The following is a 24,532-nucleotide window of genomic DNA, read 5'->3' on the forward strand; positions in this document are numbered from 1 at the left end:
GCTGCGCCATCGTGCTTTTCGTCTTGTATCAGGCCGGATTGCATTCGACCGTCACATGGGACAAGCCCCCCAGATGGGCGAGCTTTTGTTTGTAGTGGCTGGGAGGCTGTGGGGCCGGGCTGCTGAGGGCAATGATGGCGGCGTGATGGCCGGGGCCGACTTGCCAGACATGCAGGTCGGTAATCCGGGTCTCATCGCCTTCCAGACTGTGGCGGATGGCCGCGGGCAGGGTGTCTTCCGTGCTCGCACTGTCCAGCAGAATGGCGCCGGTGGTGCGGATCAGCGACCACGACCAGTGGCAGATGACCAGTGCCCCGATGATCCCCATCAGCGGATCGGCCCACACCCAGCCGGTGACCTGGCCGAGCAGCAAGGCGGCTATCGCCAGCACCGAGGTCAGGGCATCGGCCACCACATGCAGATAGGCCGCGCGCAGGTTGTTGTCATGGCCGTGGTGGGCATGGTGCTGATGGTCGTGATCATCATGGTCGTGGTGTTCATGATCATGGTGTTCATGGTGCCCGTGCCCGTGCCCGTGGTGATGGTCATCCTTCAGCACCCAGGCACTCAGCAGGTTGACCGCCAGCCCGATGGCGGCCACCACCATCGCCTGCCGGAAATCAATCGGTACCGGTTGCGCCAGCCGGTGCAGGCTTTCCCAGCCGATCAGGGCGGCGACCAGCGCCAGCAGCACCGCACTGGCAAAGGCGGCCAGATCGCCCAGCTTGCCGGTGCCAAAGGAAAAGGCCGGGTCGGTGCTGTGGCGACGGGCAAAGGCATAGGCGATGGCGGCAATCAGCATGGCGGCGGCATGGGTGGACATGTGCCAGCCATCGGCCACCAGCGCCATCGAGCCGAACAGGCTTCCGGCGATGATTTCCACCACCATCGTCACCGAGGTCAAGGCGATCACCAGCCAGACCTTGCGGGCGTTCTGGCGGTGCTGGTCGCCCAGAAAGTCGTGGGTATGAGACAGCGGAGCGGTCATGGGTGAGCCTTTCCTGTCAGTGCAGTGTGTGTTCCGCGCAAATGCGTCGTCGCGGATTGTCATCTGCTCGGGATTTGAGTCTGTTCATTCAGCAAATACGTCGTCGCAGATGGTCCAACCGCTCGGGGTTTGCTATTTCAGATACGAGCGGATGACCTCGATCATTTCCTCCACCGCCTGTCGGCGCTCAGGCTCGCTGTCAGCCTCCAGAACGTGTTCGCGCAGGTGGTCTTCCATCACTTCGGCGGTCAGGCCGTTCATTGCGCCTCGGGCCGAAGCCAGTTGGCGCAGGACTTCGCTACAGGGGGCTTCGGCCAGCAGGGCGCGTTCGATGCCGTCCATCTGCCCGCGCAGGCGGCGGACGCGGGCCAGCAGCTTGTCTTTGTCCCGGAGTGTGTGTGACATGGTTGGGGTCCGTATAAGGCGACTCGGATAGTATGGGGGACTATACCATACTGGAGCTGTGAGCGCAAAAGTGGGAACCGGTTTTGCGCACCATCACTGCGACAAACCAAAAACTGGACCAGTGAGTCTGCGCTTTTTTGACGAAAGGATGACCATGGGGCGGGTGTTTACGGCGACCTTGCCGGTTGATGACCACGCGGCAGAGCACGGTTGGAACCAGTGGCTGGATGACGACGAGCAGGCTCGTGCGGGCCGCTTTGTGGTTCTGGCGGACCGGCAGGCGTTTCGGGCCGCCCATGCCTTGCGGCGGGCGATGGTGACGGCGGTGCTGGGGTGTGCTCCGGCTGATGTGCGCTTTACTGTCGACCAGCCGGGCGGCAAGCCTCGGCTGGTGGGCGAGGGCGGGCTGGATGTCAGCCTCAGCCATTGCCGGGGAGCGGTGGCCTGTGTGGTCGGCGAGGGCTGTCGGGTCGGCATTGATGTTGAACGCAGCGACCGGCCATTTCCGCCCGAGGTACTGGCGATGATCACCGCCCCGGCAGAGCTGCCATGGGCGGCAGAGCGGGCGGTACCGCTGTGGACGCTGAAAGAGGCGCTGACCAAGGCGGTGGGCTGGGGGTTGGCGATTGACTTTACCAGCCTGTCTCTTGCGCCTGACCCGTGGCGGGCCGACAGCCTGCCACCCCAGTTTGCCGGGGCCGCATGGCGTCTGCGCCAGTGGTCGCCGTACCCGGGGATTCAGGCGGCGCTGGCGGTGGGGAAGGCTGTTACAGACGAATCAATCCTCGCGCCATGAGGACGGCAAACACCGGCAGCAGGGCAAACAGGGCCACCTCCAGCGTGACCAGACGCCGGACCAACACCAACTGGGTTGCTGGAATGACTCCCGCGCGCAGCCAGCGGCGGAACAGGAGGGTCGGCACAACCGACAGCCCGCCAATGACGGCAAACAGGGCCATCTTGGCCCAGAAGGCGGCGTTGAGGGCATAAAACTCCCAGCCCTTGGCGGCAAAGGACACCCGCAGCCCGCCAATGACCAGAATGGCAAGCGCACTCAGGCCATAGCCGAGATCAATCCGGGCCAGCATGGGCACCGACTGCTGGCAAAGCGGAGCCTTGAGCAGGGTCAACTGGGCAACCAGAGAGGCCAGCAGGGTCAGAGCGGCGAGGTGGTGCAGAATGGCGAGCACAAGGTCAAGATCAGGCATCTCTCGGTCTCCGGCGGGCCTTGCGAAGGGGAGGGTGAATGTTTACAGTGTCACCATAGCGACAAAAGGTAACGGTGTAAACATGGAGCCTCGCCCCTATCACCATGGCGATCTGCGCGCTGCCCTGATCCACGAGGGGCTTCGGCTTTTGGAGGAAAAGCGCGGCGAAGAACCATCTCTGCGCGAAGTGGCGCGGCGGGCGGGCGTTTCGGCCACCGCCGTTTATCGCCATTTCCCCGACAAGCAGGCCCTGATGGCCGCCTTGGCGCAGCAAGGCCTGCAACAGCTTGCCACCGTCCAGAACGCGGCCTCGGACAGCGTGGGGGGAGGCGATGAAGGGTTTGCCGCCACGGGCCGGGCCTATGTGCGCTTTGCACTGGCCCATCCGGCCCTGTTCCGGCTGATTTTTACCTCGCCGGTTCTGGCGGCAGTCCGCGAGGATGGCGTGCTGGACTCCGATGCCGGGGCATTGCTGTACGCCAACGCCGCCGCCTTTGCCGCCCGCGCGGGCGGGGAAGCCCATGCCCGCGCCATTCGGGCATGGTCACTGGTGCACGGGCTGGCAATGCTGATGCTGGACGGACAGATTCCGGCTGACGAGGCCCTGATTGATCAGTTGATCCGGGTGCAGAAACAGGCGTAAGGACGACCGGATCAGCGGATATATTCCGACAGCTCGATCAGGTTGTGATCGGGGTCGCGGACATAAACCGACCGGATTGGCCCGATTGCGCCGGTTCGGACCACCGGGCCTGCCTCGACGGCGATCTGATGGGCGGCCAGATGGGCCATAATATCGCCGTTACCCGGATCGACAATCAGGCACAAATCGGCAGAACCGGCTGTCGGGCGGTTGGCTTTGGGTTCAAACTCGCGCCCAACCTGATGCAGGTTGATTTTCTGGTTCCCGAAGCTCAGGGCGGTGCGTCCTTCGCCAAAGGTGACCACCTCCATGCCAAGGACCCGGCTGTAAAACTCACAGGTGGCCGGAATGCTGGCAACGGTGAGGACAAGGTGGTCAATCCGCAGTGTGTGCATGGGTGTTGGCCTTCAGACAGAAGACAGACAGGCAGACGACAGGACAATGGCGAGGTGTACGGTCTTCGCCATTCCCCCTCAGGCGTCGGGCACCACCAGCGCGCCGCTGGCCGTGCAGCCATCGGTCAGGGCACGGTTGCCGACCACCCGCACCTTGCCATCGGCAATCAGGCGCAGGGCGAGTGGGTAAATGCGGTGTTCCTGTTGCAGCACGCGGGCGGCGAGGCTGTCGGCGGTGTCGTCATCCAGCACCGGCACGGCGGCTTGCGCAATCAGCGGGCCTTCGTCACAGGCAGGGCGGACGAAATGGACGGAACAGCCGTGCAGCTTGCCGCCATCGGCCAGCACCCGTTCATGGGTGTGCAGACCCTTGTAGCTGGGCAGCAGCGACGGATGGATGTTGATCATCCGGTCCTGCCATCCTTGCACAAAGCCCTCACTCAGCAGGCGCATGAAGCCTGCCAGACAGACGAACTCGACCCCGGCGGCCCGCAGGGCGCGGTCCATGGCGGCATCAAAGCTTTCGCGGTCGGGGAAATCCTTGTGGCTGATCACCGTGGTGGAGATCCCGGCCTGTTCCGCCCGCACCAGTCCATAGGCATCGGCCTTGTTGGACAGGACGTGGACGATCTCTGCCGGGAAGGCCGGGTCCTTGCAGGCGTCAAGCAACGCCTGCAAGTTTGACCCGCGCCCGGACACCAGCACGCCGACTTTCAGCCGGGGAGCAGTGGACATCCTTACAGACCCCAGGCCGCATCCAGCCCCGCGATGCGCACGGCTTCGCCGTCGCCACGGGCGGCCAGACGGCCAATCACGCGGGCCTGCTCGCCGTGTTCGGTGAACAGGGCCACGGCGGCATCGGCATGATCGGCGGGAACCACCAGAATCATCCCGACGCCACAGTTGAAGGTCCGCGCCATTTCGGTGGCCGAAACGCCGCCGGTTTTTGCCAGCCAGCGGAACACCTCGGGCAACGGCAGGGCATCGGCATCCAGCTCGGCGGCGATGTCATCGGGCAGCACGCGCGGGATGTTTTCCCAGAACCCGCCGCCGGTGATGTGGGCCAGCGCCTTGACGTGACCGGCACGGATGGCGGCCAGACAGCTTTTCACATAGATGCGGGTCGGGGTCATCAGCGCCCGGCCCAGGCTGGTGCCGGGGGCGAACGGGGCGTCGTCGGTCCAGTCCAGACCGCTCTTTTCGACGATGCGGCGCACCAGCGAATAGCCGTTGGAGTGTACGCCCGACGAGGCGAGACCGATCAGGGCATCGCCCGGCTGGCAGCCCTTGCCGTCAAGCAGGGTGCCGCGTTCGGCGGCGCCGACGGAAAAACCGGCCAGATCGTAGTCACCGGCCTTGTACATGCCGGGCATTTCGGCGGTTTCGCCGCCGATCAGGGCACAACCGGCCTGCTTGCAGCCTTCGGCGATCCCGGCGATCACCGTGCGGGCCTGTTCGACCTCCAGCTTGCCGGTGGCGAAGTAATCGAGGAAGAACAGCGGCTCGGCGCCCTGCACAACCAGATCGTTGACACACATCGCAACGAGGTCGATACCCACGGTGTCGTGAGTGTTGGCATCGATTGCAATCTTGAGCTTGGTGCCGACGCCATCGGTGGCGGCACACAAGATCGGGTCTTTGAAGCCAGCGGCGCGCGGGTCGAACAAGGCCCCGAAGCCCCCGAGGTCAGAATCGGCCCCGGAGCGCACAGTGGACTTGGCCAGCGGCTTGATGGCTTGCACGAGAGCGTTTCCGGCGTCAATGTCAACGCCAGCATCTTTATAGCTCAGACCCTGTTTGTCGGAAGGAGTGGAAATGGCGGCCTCACTGAGTGGCTTTGGGTGGACGGATAGAGTGAGGAAAATACTGAAACCGGCACGCATTGCAACGGCGCTTGGCAGGGCCGTGGGTGGTTTTTGCCTGTTTGTGGCAGCAATGACCGCTGAAACGGCCATTTTCCCGACACATGCCGGGGCGCAAAGCCTGCAGGTTCTGGGTTCTGGCCCCGCCGCTCCGCCGCCCAGCAGCAAAACACCGGGGCAGGATCAGGTGCAGGCTGCCTATCAGGTGAGCGATGTGCCGGTCGATGCAACGGCGGCCAATGCGGCACAGGCACGCGAAAGCGCCATTGCCAGCGGGCAGGTCAAAGCCTTGGAGATGCTGCTGCAGCGGCTGGTTGATCCCAGCCAGTTCGACCGTTTGCCGCATCCGTCGGCGGCGGATGTGGACCGGATGGTGCTGCGGTTGTCGATTCGCGATGAAAAGACCTCGGCGGTGCGCTATCTGGCGAAGATTGATGTCACCTTCATGCCGCAGGCGGTGAAGGCGCTGCTTGATCGCTCGCATATCAGCTATATCGAAACCGCAACCCGGCCCTCTCTGGTGTTGCCGGTGTGGTATGCCGCAGCCGATGCCCCGGCGACCCTGTGGGAAGAGCCGAATCCGTGGCGGCAGGCGTGGGCGACGCGCCGCAGTGGCGGACTGGTCAGCACCGAGGTTCCGTTGGGCGATCTGGCCGACATCGGATCGATTGATGCCGCCCGCGCGGTGGCACTTGATCAGGCCGCCTTGAGCGCGCTGGCGCAACGCTATGCCGCTGACAGTGTGCTGGTGGTCGAAGCCCATGCGCACAAGACGCCGCAGAGCATCGCCTCGAACCCGGACCTGCCCGCCCTCGACATTCGGGTGCGGCGGGTGTCGGCAACACCGGAAGAGGCGATTGCCCTGACCGTGCTGCCGGAAACCGGCGAAGACATTAGCCGCTTTCTGGCGCGGGCGGTCAGCCTGACCGCGCAGTCGCTGGACAAGGGATTCCGGGCGCAGGCGGTGACCGCTGCCGCTGCCGGGCCGATCAATGACACGCCGGTGCTGCTGGAATTCAGCAGCCTGAACGAATGGGCTGGTCTGCGCCAGAGTCTGGACCAGACACCGGGGATGAAGGACTGGAAGCTGACCGAGCTGCGCCGCAGTGCCGCTCAGGCCAGCCTGCGCTATACCAGCACCTTCGAGGAACTGGTGGCCGGGCTGGCCTCGGTCGGCCTGTCGGCAACGCTGGAGCCGCAAGGCTGGGTGATCCGCCGCGAAGTGCCGCAGACCACCATCCCCGGTGGACAGAGCATGCCGTCGATCCTGACCCCGGCATCACCGCAAGGCTCTGCCCCGGTGTCCACTCCCGGTGTGACACCGGCCAGTCCGGTGGCTCCGGCGGCGGGCTATCCGGGCAGCCAGAGCAGCGTGACCATTCGCTAAAGCCTGAGACCGCACACCATCGCACGCCGACGCGCTATGGTGTGCGGTCGCGAAACCTGCTATTCCTTTGTCTTCCTTGCGTGCTTTTCGCCGCAGCCCAGCAGCATCAGAGTCCGGTCGCCATGAGCAAGACCCCTGTTCCATCCGCCCCGGGAGACGATGCCCAGCATCTGCATCCCCCGCGCCATTGGCGTTTCTGGCTGGTGGTGGCGACCCTGACCCTGGCAGGCATTTATGTCCTGCGTAGTGTCCTGCTGCCCTTTGTCGCCGGGGCGGCGGTGGCCTATTTCCTCGATCCGCTGGCCGACTGGCTGGAACGGCGCGGCCTGTCGCGGACCATGGCGACGGTGTTGATCACGATGATTTTCCTGCTGGTGTTCAGCATTGCCCTGTTGCTGTTGATCCCGGCGATCCACACCCAGATCACCGACTTCGTCCATCGCCTGCCGGGCTATTTGCAGGCGCTGGAACAGCGGGTCGAACCGGTTGTGCGCCACGTCAAGGCCCTGTTGCCGCCTGATCAGGTGGCAAAGCTGCGCGACGGGGTGATGTCGATGGTTGGCGATGCTGCCAGCTGGGGGCTGAGAGTGGTCAAAAGCGTGCTGACCAGTTCTCTGGCGCTGATCAACATCCTGTCGTTGCTGGTGGTGACACCGGTGGTGGCCTTTTACCTGCTGCGCGACTGGGACCGGATGGTGGGCAAGGTTGATAGCTGGCTGCCCCGCCACCATGTGGCAACGGTCCGTTCCCTCGCTTCGGAAATCAACGAGATGCTGGCCGGTTTCGTGCGCGGTCAGGCAACGGTCTGTCTGGCGCTGGGCAGCATTTATGCCATCGGCCTGTCGCTGGTCGGGCTGGATCTGGGGCTGGTGGTCGGGCTGGGGGCCGGGATGGCTTCGGTGGTGCCCTATGTCGGGGCAATCAGCGGTCTGGTGATTTCGCTGGGGCTGGCACTGGCGCAGTTTTCCGACACTTTGCATGTGGTGCTGGTGGCGGTGGTGTTTGCCATCGGCCAGTTTCTGGAAGGCAACGTGCTGTCGCCGTTGCTGGTCGGCGAGCGCATCGGCCTGCATCCGGTGTGGCTGATCTTTGCCCTGTTGGCCGGGGCGGCGCTGTTCGGCTTTGTCGGGCTGTTGCTGGCGGTGCCGGTGGCGGCGGTGATCGGGGTGCTGATCCGCCATTTTCTCGCCCGCTATCTGGCCAGCCCGCTGTATCACGGCGGCGTGCCGCCCGACACTGCCGCGGCTGATGACCGCGTAGAGGGCTGAGGGGCAATGGCGCAGCAACAGCTTCCCCTGCCTCTGGAGCACCGTCCGGCGCTGGAACAGGAAGATTTTCTGGTCGCCCCCAGCAATGCCGAAGCCGTCGCCTGGCTGGACCGCTGGCCGGACTGGCCCGCCCCGGCGTTGATCCTGCTGGGCGAAAGTGGCAGCGGAAAAAGCCATCTGGCACAGGTGTTTGCCGCCCGTTCCGGCGCACCGGTGATCGCGGGCGAGCTGGGCTTGCGGCTTGATCCACCTGCCTTGCTGGCTGCCAACGATGCGGTGGTGATCGATGATGTCGATGCCGGAGTCCACGAAACCGATCTGTTTCACCTGTACAATCTGGCCAAGGAAACCGGCGCGACGCTGTTGCTGACCTGCACCACCCCGCCGTCGCTGTGGGTGACCCTGCCGGATTTGCGCTCGCGGCTGTCGGCGGCTCCGGCGGTGTCAATCGGACCGCCGGATGATACGGTGATGGCGGCGGTGCTGATCAAGCTGTTCAGTGACCGCCAGCTCAAGATCGGCGTCGAGGTGATCAGCTATCTGTTGCGCCACATGGAACGCAGCCATGCCGCTGCCCGGCTGGTGGTGGATGCCGCGGACCATCTGTCTCTGGTGCGGCAGCGACCGGTCACCGTGCCGCTGGTGCGCGAAATTCTGGAAAGTGTCCGCCCCAAGGGGGCCGGTGCGCTGTCCGACGAGGACGAGGACGACGAGTAGAGCGTTGTGCGAAAAGTGGGAACCGGTTTTCGCAAAAACAATGCGACAGAGCAAAAGGCCAGACCAGCGTGCCTGCGTCCGATCACAGTACAGGACAATTTGGGAACAAGGACGTGGAGCGCTGCTCCACACCTCGCTGGGGCCTCAGGTCCCGAATGGGTCTGGGCGATAGCCCATTCTTTTCCACCAACTGTCATGTATCGTGGCGTCAGGTTTAACGCACGATGGTCTAGAGCATTGTGCGAAAAGTGGGAACCGGTTTTCGCATAAACAATGCGACAGAACAAAAGCTTAGAGCAGCGTGCCCGCGTCCGATTTAACGCACGCTGCTCTAGTCTGCCGCCTGCACCCAGTCGATCACCCCGGCGATGGAGCGGAATTCTGACACTGAACGCACGGGCAGGTCGGGAAAGCGGTCGCGGACCATGCGGGCCAGCCCGTTGCCCGGCCCCAGTTCCAGCAGGACGGTGCAGCCTGCCTCCCGCAGGGCGGTCATGCAGCCGGACCAGTCCACCGGCCGGGCAATCTGCGCGGCAAGAGTCTCCACCGCTCTGGCCTTGCTCCGGATCATCGAAGCGTCGATTCCGGCCACCACCGGGGCCTCATGGGCGGTCCAGCAGGCGGCAGACAGGTCCCGCCGAAAGGGCTCGACGGCGGACGCCATCACCGAGGTGTGCGAGGCGATGGTGATTTTCAACGGCGTGACCTTGGCACCACGGGTGATCAGGTCGCCTTCCAGCGCGGCCAGTTCCTCTGTCGGGCCGCCAACCACCAGCCGGTCGAGGTCGTTGATGATCGCCAGTTCGCAGGAGCGGGCCGCCAACAATGGCTCCAGCTCCGGTTGCCGCAACCCACGCACCGCCATCAATCCGCCCGCACGGGCCGACGCCGCATCCATCAAGGCCGCCCGTCTGGCCGCCAGTGCGATCACCGCCTCGGGCGCCAGGGCTCCGGCACAGCCGTGGGCGGCCAGCTCGCCGACACTGTAGCCCGCAAGGATGCACGGGTCGGGCAGATGGGGCCGCAGAACCTGCCAGATCGCCAACTGATAGGCGCACAACGCCGGTTGCGCCACGGCATTGAGAACCAGACGGTCCGGGGCGATGGCGCCAAGGGGCTCTTCCAGCAGGGTGGCGGCACCATCGAGAACGGGAGCGGCGGCAGCCTGTCCGGCCAGACTGTCGAACATCGCCGGTGTCTGATCCCCCTGACCGGGGCAGAGAAGACCGAGTCTCATTCCTCCAGATCCTTCAGAAAGCAGGCCGCCGCCAACACATCGGCCGCGCCGCCGGGTGACAGGTGCCGCTGGACACAGGCCCGGTGCAGCGCGACGGCCCGCTCCATCCAGTCTGGCGCATGGACACCCCCCCGTTCAAGAAAGAGGCGCGCCTCGCGCTGAACAAAGGCCAGCCCGTCCGGGCCGCCCCGGTGCAGCAGGTTGGTGTCCTCCAGCTCTGCCATCACCGCGAACAGCGCCTGCACCCGCGCGCGTCGGGCGCAGTCCAGACCGGTCTGGACCTCATCAAGGGCGGGCAGTGCCACCGTGATCAGGGTGGGAAAGCCCTCCAGCACTTCCTCCCGCGCCCCGCGTGCGCCATAGCGTCGCACTGCCCGGCTGCCGTTGCTGGTGCGCGACAGGCTGCCGGCTTCGGCGATGGCTTCGCCCCAGAGCTCCACCACCGTTCGGGCGAGGGTGGTTCTGTCCGGCCGTTGTCCACGGGCCCGCTGCCAGCCCGCCGCCGCTGCCAGCAGACCAAGACAAAAGATGGCTCCCCGATGGGTGTTGATTCCGCCGGTGGCGGTCAGCATGCGCTGTTCCGCCCGCATTCCCAGCCATTGCAGGCTGGCAAAGGGATGACCGGCGGCCCCCAGATCGGCGATGGCGGCGAAATAGTGCCGCAGCGAGAACAGCGAGCGCAGAAAGGTTGTGGCGTCCATGTCATGGTGCGCGCCGCTGTCAATCAGGCTGACCAGTCCCGGTTTGGGATAGAGGGCGACTTCGGTATGCAGGGCCCGCACTACCGCCCGTGCGATGGTGCGGCCCTGTGCCGTCGGGGCACGGCGAAGGGGAAGAAGGTGGCTCATGCATCCCTCCGTTCGAACAACAGGGGCAAGGTGGCAAACGGACGTAATTTCACGCTGTCGATGGTCTTCACCAGCACCGTGGGCGGGCGGGCGGCCAGTTCCCGCCAGGCGACGCCCCCGCCATCGGGCAGGATGATTTCGCCATCCAGCCGAGGCCCGGGGAGACACCCTTCGGACGCGGTCAGTTCCCTCATCAGCCGTTCGACCGCCGTCCAGCTGGATGGCATGAACAGCAGATCGAGATCGGACTGGCAGGTCAGATACTGACCGTTGGCTGACCCGGCAAAATGCTGCCAGGCCAGTGAACCGTACACCCCCATCGGCACCCGCTGTTCACAGCCAAGGGCAGCCAGCCAGTCCAGCCGTTCCCGCCAGTCGCCGGGGGCGTCGCCCAACACCTCCAGCGGCGAGGGGGACAAGGACAGACGGGCGATGGCGTTCACCGACAGATGCAGGGCGATCCGCCACCGGCCCGGGCGGGCGAGGCCGAGGCGCAGGTCGTCCAGACTGTCCCCCGGCAGGCGGCGGGTGACCACCAGTGGCCGCTCGCCCGCCAGCCAGTCAGTGAGTTCGGCGTGGGCCAGCGGCTCCAGCGGAGACCGCAGGTGCCTCTGCCAGTCCTGCCGGAGCCAGACCCAGTCATGCCGCCGCAACAGGGGCTCAGGCGCCCCCATGACGCACCCGCTCGGCCACCGGCCCGGCCAGCAGGCGACCCTGCCGGGCAAGGCCGCGGTCGCGCCGGGCGTCATGCCCGACCGCAGCCGCCAGTGCTTTTTCCAGACAGGCGGCCAGATCGCCCTGCCACAGCTCGGCAATCGCCCCCATGCGCAGGTAGTTCTCCACTCCCGGCGCAAAAACCGGCGAGAGCTGGCTGAGGTCCTGCAAACGCTCGACAGGGATTTTGGTGATGCGCGACATGGCTGGCAGATTCATCACCCGCACCTCGGCCTCGGGCAGGGCATAGCAGGTATCGGCCAGCATCGACGAGGCGAGGAAGCCGCCGCTCACCGCCTGCGAATAGACCAGCCCGATCACCCGGTGACCGGCCCGGCGCGCCACTTCGATGCATTTGGCCAGATGGGCCATGTAGCCGTTGATCCCCAGCAGTTCGTCGCGTCGGCTGAGGCGCTGTCCCTGAGTATCGACCAGCAGCAGGATCGGGCGGCGGGGATGGCTGCGGACGATCTCCAGCACCTGTCCGGCGATGCGAAAGGCCAGTTCGACCCCGATGGCGGCGGCGTCGGTGGTGCCGATCACCGCCACTTCGCCATCGGCGGTCTGTCCGGTCCCGGAGAAATACTGACCATCGAAGTCCACCCGCTGACCGGCGGGAAACAGCTGCTCAAGCAGGAGTTTGGCATCCATGATCAGGCCCTCTTTCCGGCAGTGATGGTATTGAAGTCGGCAGCTTCGAGCAGGGGCAGGCGTTCGGGGGCCTCGATGCCGAGGGCGCGCCAGATGTCCACCGCGTCGTGGCAGTCGCCAAAACGCTCGATCCGCTGGCCGAGAGCGGCATGCTCGCGCTCCAGGGCCTCCAGCGACAGGTCGGGCGTCAGGGCCAGCGCCCGGATCGCCGCCGCGCGAAAGGCGGCCGTGGCATCGGCGACCAGTTCCCCGGCTTCGCCCAGCAGGGTGCGGTGCTTGCCGCCCACCGTCCGCCAGACGAGGGCGCGGTCGCGGGAGTCAAATTCCTCGACCCCACAGGTGGTTTCGATGACTTCCGGCCCGGACAGGCCCAGACGGCCTTCTTCGCTGATGATCACCGTGTCGCACAGTCTGGCAACGATGCCCATGCCGCCAAAGCAGCCGAACTGCCCGCCATCGAGCACGATCACCGGAATCCCGGCCCCGCGCACGGCCAGCACCGCCCGCATCACTTCCGAGACGGCGATCAGCCCGGCATTGGCCTCGTGCAGTCGCACACCGCCCGATTCCACCAGCAGCAGCACCGCTGTGGGCCGTGTATCGAGCGCCCGTTCCAGCAGGCCGACCAGCTTGGCGCCGTGGACTTCGCCCACTGCCCCGCCCATGAAGCCACCTTCCTGTGCGGCCGCCAGCACCGGCTGGCCGTCCAGCCGCCCTTCGCCGACGATGATGCCGTCATCGAAAGCGGCCGGGGTGTCCAGTTGCCGAAGGTGGGGGCTCGTCACCCGGGCGGAGGGCGGCAGGATTTCCTGAAAGCTGGACGGGTCCAGCACGGCGGCCAGACGCTCGCGGGCGCTGGCTTCGTAATAGCTCTGGGTCATGCCGTCCCTCCGAGGAATGCGTTCACCGCCTGATCAAGGCGCAGGGAGACCACCGCCGGGGTCGCTCCGACATCGTTGATGGAGATCCGCACGTCGGCCAGTGGATGGCGGGCGAAGAAGTCATCAAGCACGGCCTGCCAGATGGCACCAAAGCCGACGGCAGCGGTGACCACCTCCACCGCACAGGCACCGTTCAGCGGCTCCTGCTCGACCAGAATTTCCAGATTGCCCGAGCCGACCACCCCCGCCAGGGCGCTGGCCTGAGCGGGATTGCAGGGACGCCCGCCACGATATTCGAATTTCAGGGTTTCCATTCTTTCCTCCGGCTCACCAGTTGCGGAAACGCTTGGGCGGGTCATAGAGGCCGCCCGAGGCCCGCACCAGATCCTTGACCGAACGCGCCGCCAGCAGGTCGCGGGTGGCCAGACTCTTGTCGATGCCCAGATCCTCGGGGCGGCGGATGATGCCGCGATCGCGCAGGTTTTCGACCATCCGCTTGTCGCGGGCCAGCCCCACCGGCGTATAGCCGGCAACGCCGCGAATCGCCTGCTCGCGCTCTTCGTCGGTGCGGCACAGCAGCAGGTTGGCGATCCCCTCTTCGGTCAGGATATGGCTGACATCCTCGCCGTAGATCATCACCGGCGGCAGGTCCATGCCCGCACTTTCGGCCAGTTCCCACGCATCCAGCCGTTCGACAAAGGCGGGCTGCATGTGCTCGCGGAAGGTCTCGACCATCTGGACCACCAGCTTTTGCCCGCGTGGCATCAGGCCGCGTCCTTCACGGGCTTCGCGTCCGGCCTTCAGCCAGGCCGGGCTGGCATGGCGTCGCCCACGGGCATCCGAGCCCATGTTGGGAGCGCCGCCGAAACCGGCGATGCGTCCAAGGGTGGCCGTCGACGAATTGCCCCCCAGATCAATCTGCAGGGTAGAGCCGATGAACATGTCGCAGGCGTAATGCCCCGCCGCCTGACTCATGGCGCGGTTGGAACGCATCGAGCCATCGGGGCCGGTGAAGAACACGTCTGGCCGGGCTTCGATATACTTCTCCATCCCCAGTTCCGAGCCGAAGGAATGCACCGACTCGACAAAGCCCGCTTCGATGGCCGGGATCAGCGCCGGGTGGGGATTGAGCGCCCAATGGCGGCAAATCCGCCCCTTCAGCCCCAGACTCTCGGCATAGGTCGGCAGCAGCAGTTCGATGGCGGCGGTGTCAAAGCCGATGCCGTGGTTGAGGCGGTTGACCTCGTATTCGGCATAGATGCCCTTGATGGCCATCATTGCCATCAGCACCTGAATTTCGGAAATCTGCGCCGGGTCGCGGGTGAACAGCGGCTCGATGTAATGGGGCTTGGGGCTCTGGATGACGAAATCCACCCAGTCGGCGGGAATGTCCACCCGTGGCAGGCTATCGACGATCTGGTTCACCTGCGCGATGACGATCCCCCGCTTGAAGGCGGTCGCCTCGACGATGGTCGGCGTGTCTTCGGTATTGGGGCCGGTATAGAGGTTGCCTGCCCGGTCGGCGGCCTGGGCGCAGACCAGACTGACCCGTGGGGTCAGATCGACGAAATAGCGGCCAAACAGTTCCAGATAGGTGTGGATGGCACCGATATTGATCCGCCCCTCGGCGACCAGTTTGGCAAGGCGTGCCCCTTGCGGCCCCGAAAAGGAAAAATCAAGCCGCGAGGCAACGCCGCGGTCGAACACGTCCAGATGTTCGGGCAGGGCCAGAACCGACTGGACCATGTGCAGGTCATGCACGCGGGCAGGGTCAAGCCCGGCCAGAACTTTCGCCAGAAAGTCGGCCTGTTTCTGGTTGTTGCCTTCCAGACAGACCCGGTCGCCAGGTTCGAGGACGGCGGACAGCAGCGCCGCCGCGTCTTTGGCCTCAACCGTCTTGCCCTGCGTCAGGTGGGCGGCGCGGGCCAGCCGCGCCTCCCGGTTACGAGCCTGGGTATTCCAGTCACGCATGATTGATCACTCCTTTTTATTCTTATGCTCTAGAGCAGCGTGCGTTAAATCTGACGCAGGCACGCTGCTCTAACCTTTTGTCCTGCCGCATTGTTGTTGCGAAAACCGGTTCCCACTTTTCGCACAATGCTCGTTTGTCCTGTCGCATTGTTTGAGCGAAAACCGGTTCCCACTTTTCGCACAATGCTCTAGCCGCTGATCGCCTTGACCGCGAGGAACAGCACCGACGGCCCCATCAGGCACCCGAGACCGGTGTGAAAGGTCGCCACCAGAGCCCCGTAAGGGACAAGGCGGCGGTCGGTGGCGGCCAGTCCGGCGCTGACGCCGCTGACCGTTCCGGCCAGACCACCGAACACCATCGCCGCCTGGGGATTGTTGAGCCGCATGAAGCCAGCCAGAGCCGGGGTGAAGATCATCACCAGAATGGCCTTCACCACCCCGGTGGCGATGGACAGCGCCATCACGTCCGAACTGGCACCGATCGCCGCCCCGGTCACCGGGCCGACGATGTAGGTGACCGCGCCCGCCCCGATGGTGGTCAGCGAGACCGGATCGGTATAGCCAAACGCCCGCGCCACGGCCACGCCGACGACGAACGGGATGATGGTGCCCAGAAACAGGGCGATGAAGCCCAGCCAGCCGGCCTTTTTCGCTTCGTCAACATGGACCTCGCTGGCGGTGGCGACGATGCAGAAATCCCGCATCATGGCTCCCCCCATCAGCGCCAGGCCGCTGAACATGGTCAGGTCGGCCAGTCCCTTGGTCTTGCCGGTGATCATGCCCCCCCAATAGGCCAGCGCCAGCCCGCCCAGCACAGCAAAGGCCGAGCCGTGGACGCGCCCCTTGGTCAGATAGCGCGAGAGCAGGTTGGACACCCAGACGATCAGGCCAACCACGGCGAAAGCGCCGATCAGCTGGTTTTCCGAAATTGCTTTTTCGATCATGTGCAGCATGGCTCAGGGCTCCTCAACCGACATTGGCATCGGGAGCCCACGGCTGATCGCCATGGGATCGTTGAATGATGCGATTGATGAAGGCAATGACGCCCGCGCACAGGATCACCGATCCCGCCGCAGCCAGCAGCGCCACCGGGCCAGCCTTGGCGGCAACCAGCACATTCTGGGTGGCAGCCATGGCAACCACCACCGGGATGTACATCATCGCCCAGAAGGTGATGCCCTTTTCCGACACCGCGTTCAGCAGGCCCCGGCGTTTCAGGAAATGTTGTGAGGCGATCAGCAGCATCATGGCGATGCCGACCCCGCCGACATTGGCCTTCACCCCGATCAACCCGCCGAGGGCGTCGCCGAGCAGGATGCCCAGCAAATAGCACACGCCCAGCAGGGCGGTTCCGAAAATGATCATCTCAGGTCTCCTTCTGGCAGAGGGAGACGGCAGGCAGGGCAAAGCCCCTGCCGTGGCGACAGCTGTTGTGATCCATGATGACGTGTTCTTCCCTTGTTTCCGGCATGCACAACTGCTCACCGGGTATTTTTACCTGCATTTGAGTATGCGGTGATTCTTTTTGTGTATACAGAAAACTGACTTGTGGACGCGGAGTCAAGAGTTTTATATCCTGTCCTTCGTATGCATCCGTCCCCCGAGGCCCCCATGGATTCACCGGTCACCACTCGTCTTTCCGAGCAGTTGCGGGAAAAAATCGAGGAGAGCATCGTCACCGGTGCCTATGCTCCGGGGACGCGGCTGGAAGAAATTGATCTGGCGGAAATGCACGGTGTGTCGCGCACCCCGATCCGCGAGGCGCTGATCCAGCTCGAAGCCGTCGGCTTCATCAGCAAACGCCCGCGCAAGGGGTGGGAGGTGACGGCCATTCCGGCCCCCAGACTGTGCGAAATGTTTGATGTGATGGCCGAAATGGAGGCGATGTGCGGTCGTCTGGCCGCCCGGCGTGCCACCGACGTCGAGCAGCGACGGATCCGCCTGACCCATCAGGCTTGCCAGCGGGCGAAAGAAGCCAACGACCCGGCCGAGTATTACCGCCTGAACGAGGTGTTCCATCTGGCCATTTACGACGCCAGCCACAATGCGTTCCTGATCGAGCAGGCCAGCGCCCTGCACCGCCGCCTGCGGCCCTATCGCCGTTTGCAGCTCCGGGTGCGCAACCGGATGCACACCTCGTTCAATGAGCACGAGGCCATTGTTCAGGCGATTGAAGCCGGGCAGGGCGATGTGGCCTCTGACCTGTTGCGGGCGCATGTCGTTGTTCAGGGGGAGCGTTTCACCGATCTGGTGTCATCGCTGGAAAGTCTGGTGTCCCCAAAGCTGTCGGTGGTGGCGTAACCTGTGGGGGGGGGCTGCCATGCAGCCTCTCGGGGAAGGACCAGAACGCCAAAAAGCCCGCCGTCCGGTGGACTGGCGGGCTTTTCAGATGGTGCTGCTGGAGAGATTCGAACTCTCGACCTCTCCCTTACCAAGGGAGTGCTCTACCCCTGAGCCACAGCAGCAAGCTCTTCAACCTGTTCGTCGTTGTCAGTGCTGCGTTCAGCACCTCAGCGTCGAGGCGCGCTTTATGCCACGCAGTTTTGGGGCTGACAAGGGATTTCTTGAGGGGAGATCACTTTTTTTTTATCATCGGCCTGCGACGATCCATTTCGCATGATGCAAAGGCTTGCCAAGATGACTGCCGATCCGATTGATAGCCCTGAAACCCTTGATGAGTCTGCCGGAAACAAGGCACGCCCGACCATCACCGACCGCGGCCAGAGCCGGGCAGCGGAGCGGGCCGCAGCGCAGGCCGAGGCCCTGCGGGCCAATCTGGCGCGCCGCAAGGCCCAGTCGCGCGCCCGCAAGGATGATGGCGGGCAAGGGTAATCCTGTGCCTTGGCCTGTTGGCAGCCGCGCTCACTGCTTTGTTTTGTCGCAGTGATAGCGCGCAAAACCGGAACCACTTTTGCGCTCACTGCTCTGTTTTGCCGCAGTGTTGTTGCGAAAACCGGTTCCCACTTTTCGCGCAATGCTCTAAGTATCAGGTCATTTTGTTTCCTGGACCGGTGTCGCCCCGCAGGCGAACGGAAGCCTCGCATCTGGCGGGGCTTTCCGCACAAGGAGTTACAAGTTCATGTCCGTGATGCCCGATAGCTGGATCCGTGAGATGGCCACCTCTCACGGCATGATTGAGCCGTTTACCGATCGCCTGGAGCGCGGCGGGGTGATTTCTTACGGGGTGTCGTCCTATGGCTATGATGCGCGGGTGGCCGACGAGTTCAAGATCTTTACCAACGTTGATTCGGCGGTGGTCGACCCGAAGGAATTTTCGGACAAGAGCTTTGTCAACCGCCAGACCGATGTCTGCGTCATTCCACCCAACTCGTTCGCGCTGGCGCGGACCGTCGAGTATTTCCGCATTCCGCGCGATGTGCTGGTGATCTGTCTGGGCAAATCGACCTATGCCCGCTGTGGGATCATCGTCAACGTCACCCCGCTGGAACCGGAATGGGAAGGCCATGTGACGCTGGAATTTTCCAACACCACGCCCCTGCCGGCGAAAATCTATGCCAACGAAGGCGCCTGCCAGTTCGTGTTCCTCAAGGCCGATACGATCTGTGATACGTCCTATGGTGACCGGCTGGGCAAATACATGGGGCAGCGGGGCGTGACCTTGCCGCGCCTGTAACGCCTGCCTTTATCCTTTGCGCCTCCCGCTCTTCCCGACAGTCTGACATCAGGATCTTTTTCATGGACCGTATCCGTATCGTTGGTGGTACCCCCCTGCGCGGCTCGATTCCGATCGGGGGCGCCAAGAACGCCGCCCTGCCGTTGATGACGGCGGCCTTGCTGACCGACGAAACGCTGCGTCTTTCCAACCTGCCGCATCTGGCCGATGTGACCACCATGGCCCATCTGCTGGCCCAGCACGGGGTGGAAATGACCATGAGCGGCGATAACGGCGGTGACAGTGTTCATGGCCGGGTGTTCGACCTGACGGCCAAAACCATCACCTCGACCACCGCCCCCTATGATCTGGTGCGCAAGATGCGCGCCAGCGTGCTGGTGCTGGGGCCGCTGGTGGCGCGCTGTGGGGTGGCGCGGGTGTCGCTGCCCGGTGGCTGCGCCATCGGGACCCGCCCGGTGGACCTGCACCTGAAGGCGCTGGAAGCGATGGGGGCAAAGATCGATCTGACCGAAGGCTACATCGAGGCCCGCACCGATGGCCGTCTGAAGGGTGGTACGGTGATTTTCCCCAAGGTGACGGTTGGCGGGACGGAAAACATCCTGATGGCGGCGTCTTTGGCCGAGGGCGAAACCACCATCGTCAACGCCGCGCTGGAACCCGAAGTCACCGATCTGGCCAACTGTCTGGTGGCGATGGGGGCCAAAATCAGCGGGATCGGCAGCAACATCGTGCGGATTCAGGGCGTCGAGCGCCTGCATGGCTGTGATTACTCGGTGGTGCCCGATCGTATCGAGGCCGGGACCTATGCCATTGCGGCGGCGATCACCCGTGGCGACATCGAGCTGGTTGGTGGCCGGATGGAGCATCTGACGGCAGTGCTGAAGGCGATGGAAGAGGCCGGGGTCGAGGTGTTGCCGACCGAGCGTGGCTTCCGCGTCAAGGCCGACGGGGCCGAAATTCGCGGTATCGACTGCATGACCGAGCCGTACCCCGGCTTCCCGACCGACATGCAGGCGCAGTTCATGGCGCTGATGGCCACCGCCAACGGCGCTTCGATGCTGACCGAGACCATCTTTGAAAACCGCTTCATGCATGTGCCGGAACTGACCCGCATGGGGGCGCGGATCAATGTTCACGGCTCGTCGGCCATTGTGCGCGGCATGCCGCGCCTGTCCGGTGCACCGGTGATGGCCACCGACCTGCGGGCATCGGTGTCGATGGTGCTGGCCGGTCTGGCTGCCGAGGGCGAAACCATCGTCAACCGCATTTACCATCTGGACCGTGGCTATGAACGCCTCGAAGCCAAGCTGGCGGCCTGCGGTGCCAACATCGAGCGTCTGCGCGGCTGATGCCTGACAACGACAGGGCCTGTCCGGTGCAGACGGGCTCTGTATGATTGCAGGCGGTTGGGTAGGGTCTTATGCTGTTCACCTCTATGGATGTATAAGGCTTTCTGTGCCTGTATCTCTGTGTTAGGGTGCGCCTTGTATCAAGGCATGGCTTCGCCGGTGGGGGCGGGGCCATTGTCTTGTGAAAACCAGACACGATCCCGGCGGGAGCACGCGGGATCAGGGCGTGAAAAGGGGAGTTTCTACGTCATGGCCGCAGCCCAGAAAGGTCGATCGCGAGAAGACTGCGAACTTGAGCTTCGCCGTCTGCAAGCCATGTACTCCAAGCTGCCTCCGGAAAAGCAGGCTGTCCACCGTGCTCATATGCAGGCACGCATCGATGCCTTGATCCGCGAAATCAACGGCGAAACCGGCAAAAAGAAAAAAGGCGGCGGGATGATGCAAACCCTGCTGTTGATCGTGCTGGCTTGCGTGGTGGCGCTGGGCGCTGGCTTCTTTGGTATCACCTATTTCATGCGTGCATCCTGAGGCAAAGCGAGGCTTGAGCCAACAGGGAACGTGCGTCTCCGGCAATGCGGCATGCTGTTCCACGATATTCTATCCATTTAAAATATAGTCGTTTTCCCGATTTCTCTCCCGCCATACCAAAACGCCACCTCATGGGGCCTGGGGCCGACTGGCCCCAGCGGGGGCGGGGCAGCGCCCCGCATTCTTGTTTTGAGTCGGTTCGTACCGCAAATACCCCCCGACATCGGGCGCAACGATGCCTGTGCCAGATCGTGACCCTGACGGGTCACTCGGGATTTGAGTCTGTTCGTGTCGCAAATACACCATCGCGACCGAGAGACTTTCCCGTTCCCTGCGGTCACGGCAAAGTCTCTCGTCTGTTGTTGGTTCAGCAAATGCGTCGTCGCAGATGTTCCATCTGCTCGGGATTTGTCGGGACGGGTCACTCGGGATTTGAGTCTGTTCGTGTCGCAAATACACCATCGCGACCCTGACGGGTCGCTCGGGATTTGCTATGGGGATTTGCTCTAGGCCCCTGAACCGTGTAAAGATGCCCATCCTCATTGACCATATCAGGCCTTAGTTCATCCATGTCTCTTGATCCGCTGGTGATCGCCCTGCCCAAAGGGCGTATCCTGGACGAAGCGATGCCGCTGGTGCGGGCCGCTGGCATCGAGCCAGAGCCTGCTTTCGACGATCCGAAATCCCGGCAGCTGACCTTCGCCACCAATCATCCCCATATCCGCATCATTCGCGTTCGCTCGTTCGACGTGGCGACCTTTGTCGCGTTTGGCGCGGCCCATCTGGGGGTCTGCGGCAATGACGTGCTGATGGAATTCGGTTACCCCGAAATCTATGCCCCGCTTGATCTGGGGATCGGGCCGTGCCGCCTGGCGGTGGCCGAGCCGGTGGCGCTGAGTGACAGCGACGATCCGACCAGCTGGAGCCATATCCGGGTTGCCACCAAGTACCCCGAAGTGACCAAGCGGCATTTTGCCGCCCGTGGGGTGCAGGCCGAGTGCATCAAGCTCAACGGCGCGATGGAGCTGGCACCGTCGCTGGGGCTGTGCCGCCGCATCGTCGATCTGGTCTCGACCGGTTCGACGCTGAAGGCCAACGGGCTGGTGGAAATCGAGCATATTGCCGACGTCACCTCGCGCCTGATCGTCAACCGGGCGGCACTCAAGACCCGCCCGACCGAGATGAACGGCTGGATTGCCAGCTTTGCCGAAGCCGTCAAGCAAAAGGCCTGAAACGATGCCTGTTGATCTGTACGCCAGCAGCCCGGAGTTCCCGCAACAGTTTGCGGCCCTGCTGTCTGCCAAGCGGGAAACCGACGCCGATGTCAACGCCACCGTCGCGGCCATTCTGGCCGAGGTGCGGGCGCGCGGGGACGAGGCGGTGGTGGACTACACCCGCACCTACGACCGCCTGCCGTCGCTGACGGTCGAGACCATGCGCCTGTCGCGGGAGACCATCGACGGCGCCGCTGATACCGTTCCTGCCGAGCTGATGGAGGCCCTGCGGGCTGCTGCCGGGCGTATCCGCTCGTACCACCAGCGCCAGATGCCGGAAAGCTATGATTACGTTGACGAGGCCGGGGTGCGGCTGGGGTCGCGCTGGCTGGCGGTCGAGGCCGCTGGCCTGTACGTGCCCGGTGGCACGGCGGCCTATCCGTCCAGCGTGCTGATGAACGCCATTCCGGCCAAGGTGGCCGGGGTCGAGCGTCTGGTGATGGTGGTTCCGACCCCCGACGGCAAGCTGAACCCGTTGGTGATGGCGGCGGCCCGCGAAGCCGGGGTTGATGAAATCTATCGGATTGGCGGAGCGCAGGCGGTGGCCGCGCTGGCCTATGGGACGGCGACCATTGCGCCGGTGGACAAGATCGTCGGTCCGGGCAATGCCTGGGTTGCCGCTGCCAAGCGTCAGGTTTATGGCACGGTGGGCATCGACATGATTGCCGGACCGTCGGAAATTCTGGTGGTGGCCGACAAGGACAACGACCCGTCGTGGATTGCGATGGACCTGCTGTCACAGGCCGAGCACGACACGGCAGCCCAGTCGATTCTGGTCACCGACGATGCGGCCTTTGGCGAAGCGGTCAAGCAGGCGGTCGAAGCCCATCTTCAGGTTCTGCCGCGTGCCGACATCGCCCGCCAGTCGTGGGATGTCCACGGCGCGGTGATCGTGGTCGATGATCTGGCCGAAGCGGTGGCAATTGTTGACCGTGTTGCGCCGGAACATCTGGAGCTGGCGGTGGCCGACCCCGATGCTTTGGCCAACAAAATCCGCAATGCCGGGGCCATTTTCCTCGGTCGCTACACCCCCGAAGCGGTGGGCGACTATGTCGGTGGCCCGAACCACGTCCTGCCGACCGCCCGTTCGGCGCGGTTCTCGTCGGGGCTGGGGGTGCTGGACTTCATGAAGCGGACCTCTCTGCTGGGCTGTACCGCAGAGTCGTTGCGCGCAATTGGTGGGGCGGCGGTGGCGTTGGCCAACGCCGAGGGGCTTCAGGCGCACGGCCAGTCGGTTGCGCTGCGGCTAAACATGGCAAAGGGTGGCTAGAGGATGATGCACGGGGGACGGGATCCGGCGACGGAATGCATTCAGGCGGTCCATCTGGACGAAAAAACCCTGGTACGCCGACGCGCCGAGGTCGAGCATGAACGCAAGGTCGCCATTTACGACCTGCTGGAAGAGAACTATTTCCACGTTCTCGACGAAGCGATCACCGGCCCCTATTCGCTGCATCTGTCGATTGACGGCGACAAGCTGTGTCTTGACATCAACGATGTCGCCGAACAGCCGTTGATGCGGACGTTCTTTTCCCTCAAGGGCTTTCGCAGCATCGTGAAGGAATACTTCATGGTGTGCGAAAGCTATTACTCGGCGATCAGGACCGCCACCCCCTCGCAAATAGAGGCAATCGACATGGGGCGGCGTGGCCTGCACAACGAAGGTGCCGAGATGCTGCGCGAGCGGTTGTCCGAAAAAGCCATCGAGGTGGACAAGGATACCGCCCGCCGCCTGTTTACCCTGGTCTGTGTCCTGCACATTCGGGGATAAAGGCGTTGCCGCATTCCTTGCCCTCTGCCGTCCTGTTTGCCTGTACGATGAATTGCGTCCGCTCGGTGATGGCGGCGGGGATTCTGCGCTGGATGCATGGTACCCGGATTTATGTCGACTCGGTGGGTGTCCGGGCGGGCGAGCCGGATGGTTTTGCCATTGCGGTGATGGACGAGATCGGCATCGATATTTCAAAACACCGCTCGAAAACCTTCGATGACCTCGAAGACGACAGCTTTGATCTGGTGGTGTCACTGTCACCCGAAGCCCAGCACAAAGCCGTTGAAATTACCCGTACTGTGGCCTGCGATGTCGAGTATTGGCGCACCTTTGACGCCACCATCGTCGAAGGCTCGCGCGAACAGCGCCTTGATGCCTACCGGCAGGTTCGCGATGAATTGCGGGCCAAAATCAAGGAACGCTTCCCGCCGGTGCCATGGGGACGCCTGTAGCTGTTCATTTAGGGCAGAACAGGGCAAATATGGGGTCAGGATGCGGAAAATCCTTGACCTTCTGCCGTAATGGCAACATACATCCGCGACTTCCAAATGTTCACGATAAAAGCCCGGAGTGGGAATGGCCAAAGAGGATATGATTGAGTTTCAGGGAGTGGTCGTTGAACTACTGCCGAACGCCATGTTCCGGGTTCGCCTGGACAACGACCATGAAATTCTTGCGCACACGTCAGGCAAGATGCGCAAAAACCGCATCCGTGTGCTGGCAGGCGACCGCGTCACTGTTGAAATGACGCCGTATGACCTGACCAAGGGCCGTATCACCTTCCGCTTCAAGTAAGTCGGA

General features: G+C 63.8%; 30 protein-coding genes and 1 tRNA gene. 15 read left to right on the top strand and 16 right to left on the bottom strand.

The window, feature by feature from the left end; genetic code table 11:
• Positions 1-28 precede the first annotated feature (28 nt).
• Together dmeF and BW995_RS16020 are read right to left on the bottom strand one after the other, a co-directional pair.
• Positions 29-988, bottom strand: a complete 960-nt coding sequence (dmeF, locus tag BW995_RS16015) for a CDF family Co(II)/Ni(II) efflux transporter DmeF (protein WP_076401423.1) — start codon at positions 986-988, stop codon at positions 29-31.
• Positions 989-1,120: 132 nt separating this feature from the next.
• Entirely contained in the window at positions 1,121-1,393 is a 273-nt protein-coding gene (locus BW995_RS16020) for a metal/formaldehyde-sensitive transcriptional repressor (RefSeq protein ID WP_076401424.1), read from the bottom strand.
• Between the two features lie 154 nt (positions 1,394-1,547).
• Here BW995_RS16020 and BW995_RS16025 point away from each other — a divergent pair, with 154 nt between their 5' ends.
• A complete protein-coding gene (locus BW995_RS16025) occupies positions 1,548-2,189 on the top strand; it encodes a 4'-phosphopantetheinyl transferase family protein (RefSeq protein WP_175617103.1) in 642 nt (213 codons plus the stop codon).
• Here the strand turns inward: BW995_RS16025 and BW995_RS16030 are convergent.
• Complete coding sequence (locus tag BW995_RS16030) at positions 2,161-2,601, bottom strand: DUF2214 family protein (protein WP_076401426.1); 441 nt, start codon at positions 2,599-2,601, stop codon at positions 2,161-2,163. The genes BW995_RS16025 and BW995_RS16030 overlap by 29 nt on opposite strands.
• Before the next feature lie 82 nt (positions 2,602-2,683).
• Between BW995_RS16030 and BW995_RS16035 the strand changes: the two genes are divergently transcribed.
• Complete coding sequence (locus BW995_RS16035; protein WP_076401427.1) at positions 2,684-3,244, top strand: TetR/AcrR family transcriptional regulator; 561 nt, start codon at positions 2,684-2,686, stop codon at positions 3,242-3,244.
• Between the two features lie 11 nt (positions 3,245-3,255).
• On the opposite strand, the gene BW995_RS16040 is transcribed toward BW995_RS16035, so the two are convergent.
• The 3 genes from BW995_RS16040 to purM all read right to left on the bottom strand — a co-directional run bounded on the left by BW995_RS16040 (position 3,256) and on the right by purM (position 5,522).
• Positions 3,256-3,639: a VOC family protein gene (locus tag BW995_RS16040; protein ID WP_076401428.1), complete on the bottom strand. Its 384-nt coding sequence runs from the start codon at positions 3,637-3,639 to the stop codon at positions 3,256-3,258.
• Positions 3,640-3,717: 78 nt separating this feature from the next.
• Positions 3,718-4,374 (bottom strand): phosphoribosylglycinamide formyltransferase, encoded by a 657-nt coding sequence (purN, locus tag BW995_RS16045; RefSeq protein ID WP_076401429.1) that lies wholly within the window; start codon positions 4,372-4,374, stop codon positions 3,718-3,720.
• 2 nt (positions 4,375-4,376) lie between these two features.
• Entirely contained in the window at positions 4,377-5,522 is a 1,146-nt protein-coding gene (purM, locus tag BW995_RS16050; protein WP_084194943.1) for a phosphoribosylformylglycinamidine cyclo-ligase, read from the bottom strand.
• A gap of 52 nt (positions 5,523-5,574) precedes the next feature.
• On the opposite strand from purM, the gene BW995_RS16055 reads away from it, so the two are divergent.
• From BW995_RS16055 to BW995_RS16065, 3 genes are all read left to right on the top strand, one after another.
• Positions 5,575-6,888, top strand: a complete 1,314-nt coding sequence (locus BW995_RS16055; RefSeq protein ID WP_076401430.1) for a DUF2066 domain-containing protein — start codon at positions 5,575-5,577, stop codon at positions 6,886-6,888.
• 122 nt (positions 6,889-7,010) lie between these two features.
• Positions 7,011-8,156 (top strand): AI-2E family transporter, encoded by a 1,146-nt coding sequence (locus BW995_RS16060; protein WP_084194922.1) that lies wholly within the window; start codon positions 7,011-7,013, stop codon positions 8,154-8,156.
• Positions 8,157-8,162: 6 nt separating this feature from the next.
• On the top strand, positions 8,163-8,873 hold the full coding sequence (locus tag BW995_RS16065) for an HdaA/DnaA family protein (protein ID WP_076401431.1): 711 nt from the start codon (positions 8,163-8,165) through the stop codon (positions 8,871-8,873).
• A gap of 331 nt (positions 8,874-9,204) precedes the next feature.
• Here the strand turns inward: BW995_RS16065 and BW995_RS16070 are convergent, their stop codons facing one another.
• From BW995_RS16070 to madL, 9 genes are all read right to left on the bottom strand, one after another.
• Positions 9,205-10,110, bottom strand: coding sequence for an ACP S-malonyltransferase (locus tag BW995_RS16070; protein WP_076401432.1), 906 nt, complete (start codon positions 10,108-10,110; stop codon positions 9,205-9,207).
• Positions 10,107-10,958: a triphosphoribosyl-dephospho-CoA synthase MdcB gene (mdcB, locus tag BW995_RS16075; RefSeq protein ID WP_076401433.1), complete on the bottom strand. Its 852-nt coding sequence runs from the start codon at positions 10,956-10,958 to the stop codon at positions 10,107-10,109. The genes BW995_RS16070 and mdcB overlap by 4 nt, the downstream gene beginning before the upstream one ends.
• On the bottom strand, positions 10,955-11,632 hold the full coding sequence (gene mdcG / locus BW995_RS16080) for a malonate decarboxylase holo-[acyl-carrier-protein] synthase (RefSeq protein WP_076401434.1): 678 nt from the start codon (positions 11,630-11,632) through the stop codon (positions 10,955-10,957). Before mdcG ends, mdcB begins: the two co-directional genes overlap by 4 nt.
• Positions 11,619-12,323: a biotin-independent malonate decarboxylase subunit gamma gene (gene mdcE, locus BW995_RS16085; protein ID WP_076401435.1), complete on the bottom strand. Its 705-nt coding sequence runs from the start codon at positions 12,321-12,323 to the stop codon at positions 11,619-11,621. Before mdcE ends, mdcG begins: the two co-directional genes overlap by 14 nt.
• Positions 12,324-12,325: 2 nt before the next feature.
• A complete protein-coding gene (locus tag BW995_RS16090) occupies positions 12,326-13,204 on the bottom strand; it encodes a biotin-independent malonate decarboxylase subunit beta (protein ID WP_076401436.1) in 879 nt (292 codons plus the stop codon).
• The gene (gene mdcC / locus BW995_RS16095) at positions 13,201-13,518 is read right to left on the bottom strand and encodes a malonate decarboxylase acyl carrier protein (protein WP_076401437.1); all 318 of its coding nucleotides are present in this window, start codon (positions 13,516-13,518) and stop codon (positions 13,201-13,203) included. Before mdcC ends, BW995_RS16090 begins: the two co-directional genes overlap by 4 nt.
• Positions 13,519-13,531: 13 nt before the next feature.
• Positions 13,532-15,175, bottom strand: a complete 1,644-nt coding sequence (gene mdcA, locus BW995_RS16100) for a malonate decarboxylase subunit alpha (protein WP_076401438.1) — start codon at positions 15,173-15,175, stop codon at positions 13,532-13,534.
• Between the two features lie 188 nt (positions 15,176-15,363).
• Positions 15,364-16,128: a malonate transporter subunit MadM gene (madM, locus tag BW995_RS16105; protein ID WP_076401439.1), complete on the bottom strand. Its 765-nt coding sequence runs from the start codon at positions 16,126-16,128 to the stop codon at positions 15,364-15,366.
• Positions 16,129-16,141: 13 nt separating this feature from the next.
• On the bottom strand, positions 16,142-16,540 hold the full coding sequence (gene madL / locus BW995_RS16110) for a malonate transporter subunit MadL (RefSeq protein ID WP_076401440.1): 399 nt from the start codon (positions 16,538-16,540) through the stop codon (positions 16,142-16,144).
• A gap of 246 nt (positions 16,541-16,786) precedes the next feature.
• On the opposite strand from madL, the gene BW995_RS16115 reads away from it, so the two are divergent.
• Entirely contained in the window at positions 16,787-17,476 is a 690-nt protein-coding gene (locus tag BW995_RS16115; protein ID WP_076401597.1) for a GntR family transcriptional regulator, read from the top strand.
• Between the two features lie 89 nt (positions 17,477-17,565).
• Here BW995_RS16115 and BW995_RS16120 read toward each other — a convergent pair.
• Positions 17,566-17,640, bottom strand: a tRNA-Thr gene (locus tag BW995_RS16120).
• Positions 17,641-17,812: 172 nt separating this feature from the next.
• On the opposite strand from BW995_RS16120, the gene BW995_RS16125 reads away from it, so the two are divergent.
• From BW995_RS16125 to infA, 9 genes are all read left to right on the top strand, one after another.
• On the top strand, positions 17,813-18,007 hold the full coding sequence (locus tag BW995_RS16125) for a hypothetical protein (protein ID WP_076401441.1): 195 nt from the start codon (positions 17,813-17,815) through the stop codon (positions 18,005-18,007).
• A gap of 247 nt (positions 18,008-18,254) precedes the next feature.
• The gene (gene dcd / locus BW995_RS16130) at positions 18,255-18,809 is read left to right on the top strand and encodes a dCTP deaminase (protein WP_076401442.1); all 555 of its coding nucleotides are present in this window, start codon (positions 18,255-18,257) and stop codon (positions 18,807-18,809) included.
• A 62-nt stretch (positions 18,810-18,871) separates the two neighbouring features.
• On the top strand, positions 18,872-20,158 hold the full coding sequence (murA, locus tag BW995_RS16135) for a UDP-N-acetylglucosamine 1-carboxyvinyltransferase (protein ID WP_076401443.1): 1,287 nt from the start codon (positions 18,872-18,874) through the stop codon (positions 20,156-20,158).
• A gap of 249 nt (positions 20,159-20,407) precedes the next feature.
• Complete coding sequence (locus tag BW995_RS16140; RefSeq protein ID WP_076401444.1) at positions 20,408-20,686, top strand: hypothetical protein; 279 nt, start codon at positions 20,408-20,410, stop codon at positions 20,684-20,686.
• 569 nt (positions 20,687-21,255) lie between these two features.
• Positions 21,256-21,918, top strand: a complete 663-nt coding sequence (gene hisG, locus BW995_RS16145; protein ID WP_076401445.1) for an ATP phosphoribosyltransferase — start codon at positions 21,256-21,258, stop codon at positions 21,916-21,918.
• Positions 21,919-21,922: 4 nt separating this feature from the next.
• Complete coding sequence (gene hisD / locus BW995_RS16150) at positions 21,923-23,230, top strand: histidinol dehydrogenase (RefSeq protein WP_076401446.1); 1,308 nt, start codon at positions 21,923-21,925, stop codon at positions 23,228-23,230.
• 6 nt (positions 23,231-23,236) lie between these two features.
• Positions 23,237-23,731, top strand: a complete 495-nt coding sequence (locus BW995_RS16155) for a UPF0262 family protein (protein ID WP_076401598.1) — start codon at positions 23,237-23,239, stop codon at positions 23,729-23,731.
• A gap of 5 nt (positions 23,732-23,736) precedes the next feature.
• Positions 23,737-24,183: an arsenate reductase ArsC gene (locus BW995_RS16160; protein ID WP_076401447.1), complete on the top strand. Its 447-nt coding sequence runs from the start codon at positions 23,737-23,739 to the stop codon at positions 24,181-24,183.
• Between the two features lie 124 nt (positions 24,184-24,307).
• The gene (gene infA / locus BW995_RS16165) at positions 24,308-24,526 is read left to right on the top strand and encodes a translation initiation factor IF-1 (protein ID WP_076401448.1); all 219 of its coding nucleotides are present in this window, start codon (positions 24,308-24,310) and stop codon (positions 24,524-24,526) included.
• Positions 24,527-24,532: the final 6 nt, after the last annotated feature.

This window comes from Insolitispirillum peregrinum (genome assembly GCF_900156605.1).
GTDB lineage: Bacteria > Pseudomonadota > Alphaproteobacteria > Rhodospirillales > Rhodospirillaceae > Insolitispirillum > Insolitispirillum peregrinum.

Coding starts and splice junctions, on each gene's coding strand:
- murA (WP_076401443.1), top strand. CDS start 18,872: ATGGACCGTATCCGTATCGTTGGTGGTACCCCCCTGCGCGGCTCGATT.
- mdcA (WP_076401438.1), bottom strand. CDS start 15,175: ATGCGTGACTGGAATACCCAGGCTCGTAACCGGGAGGCGCGGCTGGCC.
- madL (WP_076401440.1), bottom strand. CDS start 16,540: ATGATCATTTTCGGAACCGCCCTGCTGGGCGTGTGCTATTTGCTGGGC.
- BW995_RS16115 (WP_076401597.1), top strand. CDS start 16,787: ATGGATTCACCGGTCACCACTCGTCTTTCCGAGCAGTTGCGGGAAAAA.
- madM (WP_076401439.1), bottom strand. CDS start 16,128: ATGCTGCACATGATCGAAAAAGCAATTTCGGAAAACCAGCTGATCGGC.
- mdcG (WP_076401434.1), bottom strand. CDS start 11,632: ATGGGGGCGCCTGAGCCCCTGTTGCGGCGGCATGACTGGGTCTGGCTC.
- hisG (WP_076401445.1), top strand. CDS start 21,256: ATGTCTCTTGATCCGCTGGTGATCGCCCTGCCCAAAGGGCGTATCCTG.
- dmeF (WP_076401423.1), bottom strand. CDS start 988: ATGACCGCTCCGCTGTCTCATACCCACGACTTTCTGGGCGACCAGCAC.
- infA (WP_076401448.1), top strand. CDS start 24,308: ATGGCCAAAGAGGATATGATTGAGTTTCAGGGAGTGGTCGTTGAACTA.
- mdcB (WP_076401433.1), bottom strand. CDS start 10,958: ATGAGCCACCTTCTTCCCCTTCGCCGTGCCCCGACGGCACAGGGCCGC.
- BW995_RS16025 (WP_175617103.1), top strand. CDS start 1,548: ATGGGGCGGGTGTTTACGGCGACCTTGCCGGTTGATGACCACGCGGCA.
- BW995_RS16140 (WP_076401444.1), top strand. CDS start 20,408: ATGGCCGCAGCCCAGAAAGGTCGATCGCGAGAAGACTGCGAACTTGAG.
- BW995_RS16060 (WP_084194922.1), top strand. CDS start 7,011: ATGAGCAAGACCCCTGTTCCATCCGCCCCGGGAGACGATGCCCAGCAT.
- BW995_RS16065 (WP_076401431.1), top strand. CDS start 8,163: ATGGCGCAGCAACAGCTTCCCCTGCCTCTGGAGCACCGTCCGGCGCTG.
- purN (WP_076401429.1), bottom strand. CDS start 4,374: ATGTCCACTGCTCCCCGGCTGAAAGTCGGCGTGCTGGTGTCCGGGCGC.
- purM (WP_084194943.1), bottom strand. CDS start 5,522: ATGCGTGCCGGTTTCAGTATTTTCCTCACTCTATCCGTCCACCCAAAG.
- BW995_RS16030 (WP_076401426.1), bottom strand. CDS start 2,601: ATGCCTGATCTTGACCTTGTGCTCGCCATTCTGCACCACCTCGCCGCT.
- dcd (WP_076401442.1), top strand. CDS start 18,255: ATGTCCGTGATGCCCGATAGCTGGATCCGTGAGATGGCCACCTCTCAC.
- BW995_RS16070 (WP_076401432.1), bottom strand. CDS start 10,110: ATGAGACTCGGTCTTCTCTGCCCCGGTCAGGGGGATCAGACACCGGCG.
- hisD (WP_076401446.1), top strand. CDS start 21,923: ATGCCTGTTGATCTGTACGCCAGCAGCCCGGAGTTCCCGCAACAGTTT.
- BW995_RS16155 (WP_076401598.1), top strand. CDS start 23,237: ATGCACGGGGGACGGGATCCGGCGACGGAATGCATTCAGGCGGTCCAT.
- mdcC (WP_076401437.1), bottom strand. CDS start 13,518: ATGGAAACCCTGAAATTCGAATATCGTGGCGGGCGTCCCTGCAATCCC.
- mdcE (WP_076401435.1), bottom strand. CDS start 12,323: ATGGATGCCAAACTCCTGCTTGAGCAGCTGTTTCCCGCCGGTCAGCGG.
- BW995_RS16090 (WP_076401436.1), bottom strand. CDS start 13,204: ATGACCCAGAGCTATTACGAAGCCAGCGCCCGCGAGCGTCTGGCCGCC.
- BW995_RS16035 (WP_076401427.1), top strand. CDS start 2,684: ATGGAGCCTCGCCCCTATCACCATGGCGATCTGCGCGCTGCCCTGATC.
- BW995_RS16040 (WP_076401428.1), bottom strand. CDS start 3,639: ATGCACACACTGCGGATTGACCACCTTGTCCTCACCGTTGCCAGCATT.
- BW995_RS16020 (WP_076401424.1), bottom strand. CDS start 1,393: ATGTCACACACACTCCGGGACAAAGACAAGCTGCTGGCCCGCGTCCGC.
- BW995_RS16055 (WP_076401430.1), top strand. CDS start 5,575: ATGACCGCTGAAACGGCCATTTTCCCGACACATGCCGGGGCGCAAAGC.
- BW995_RS16125 (WP_076401441.1), top strand. CDS start 17,813: ATGACTGCCGATCCGATTGATAGCCCTGAAACCCTTGATGAGTCTGCC.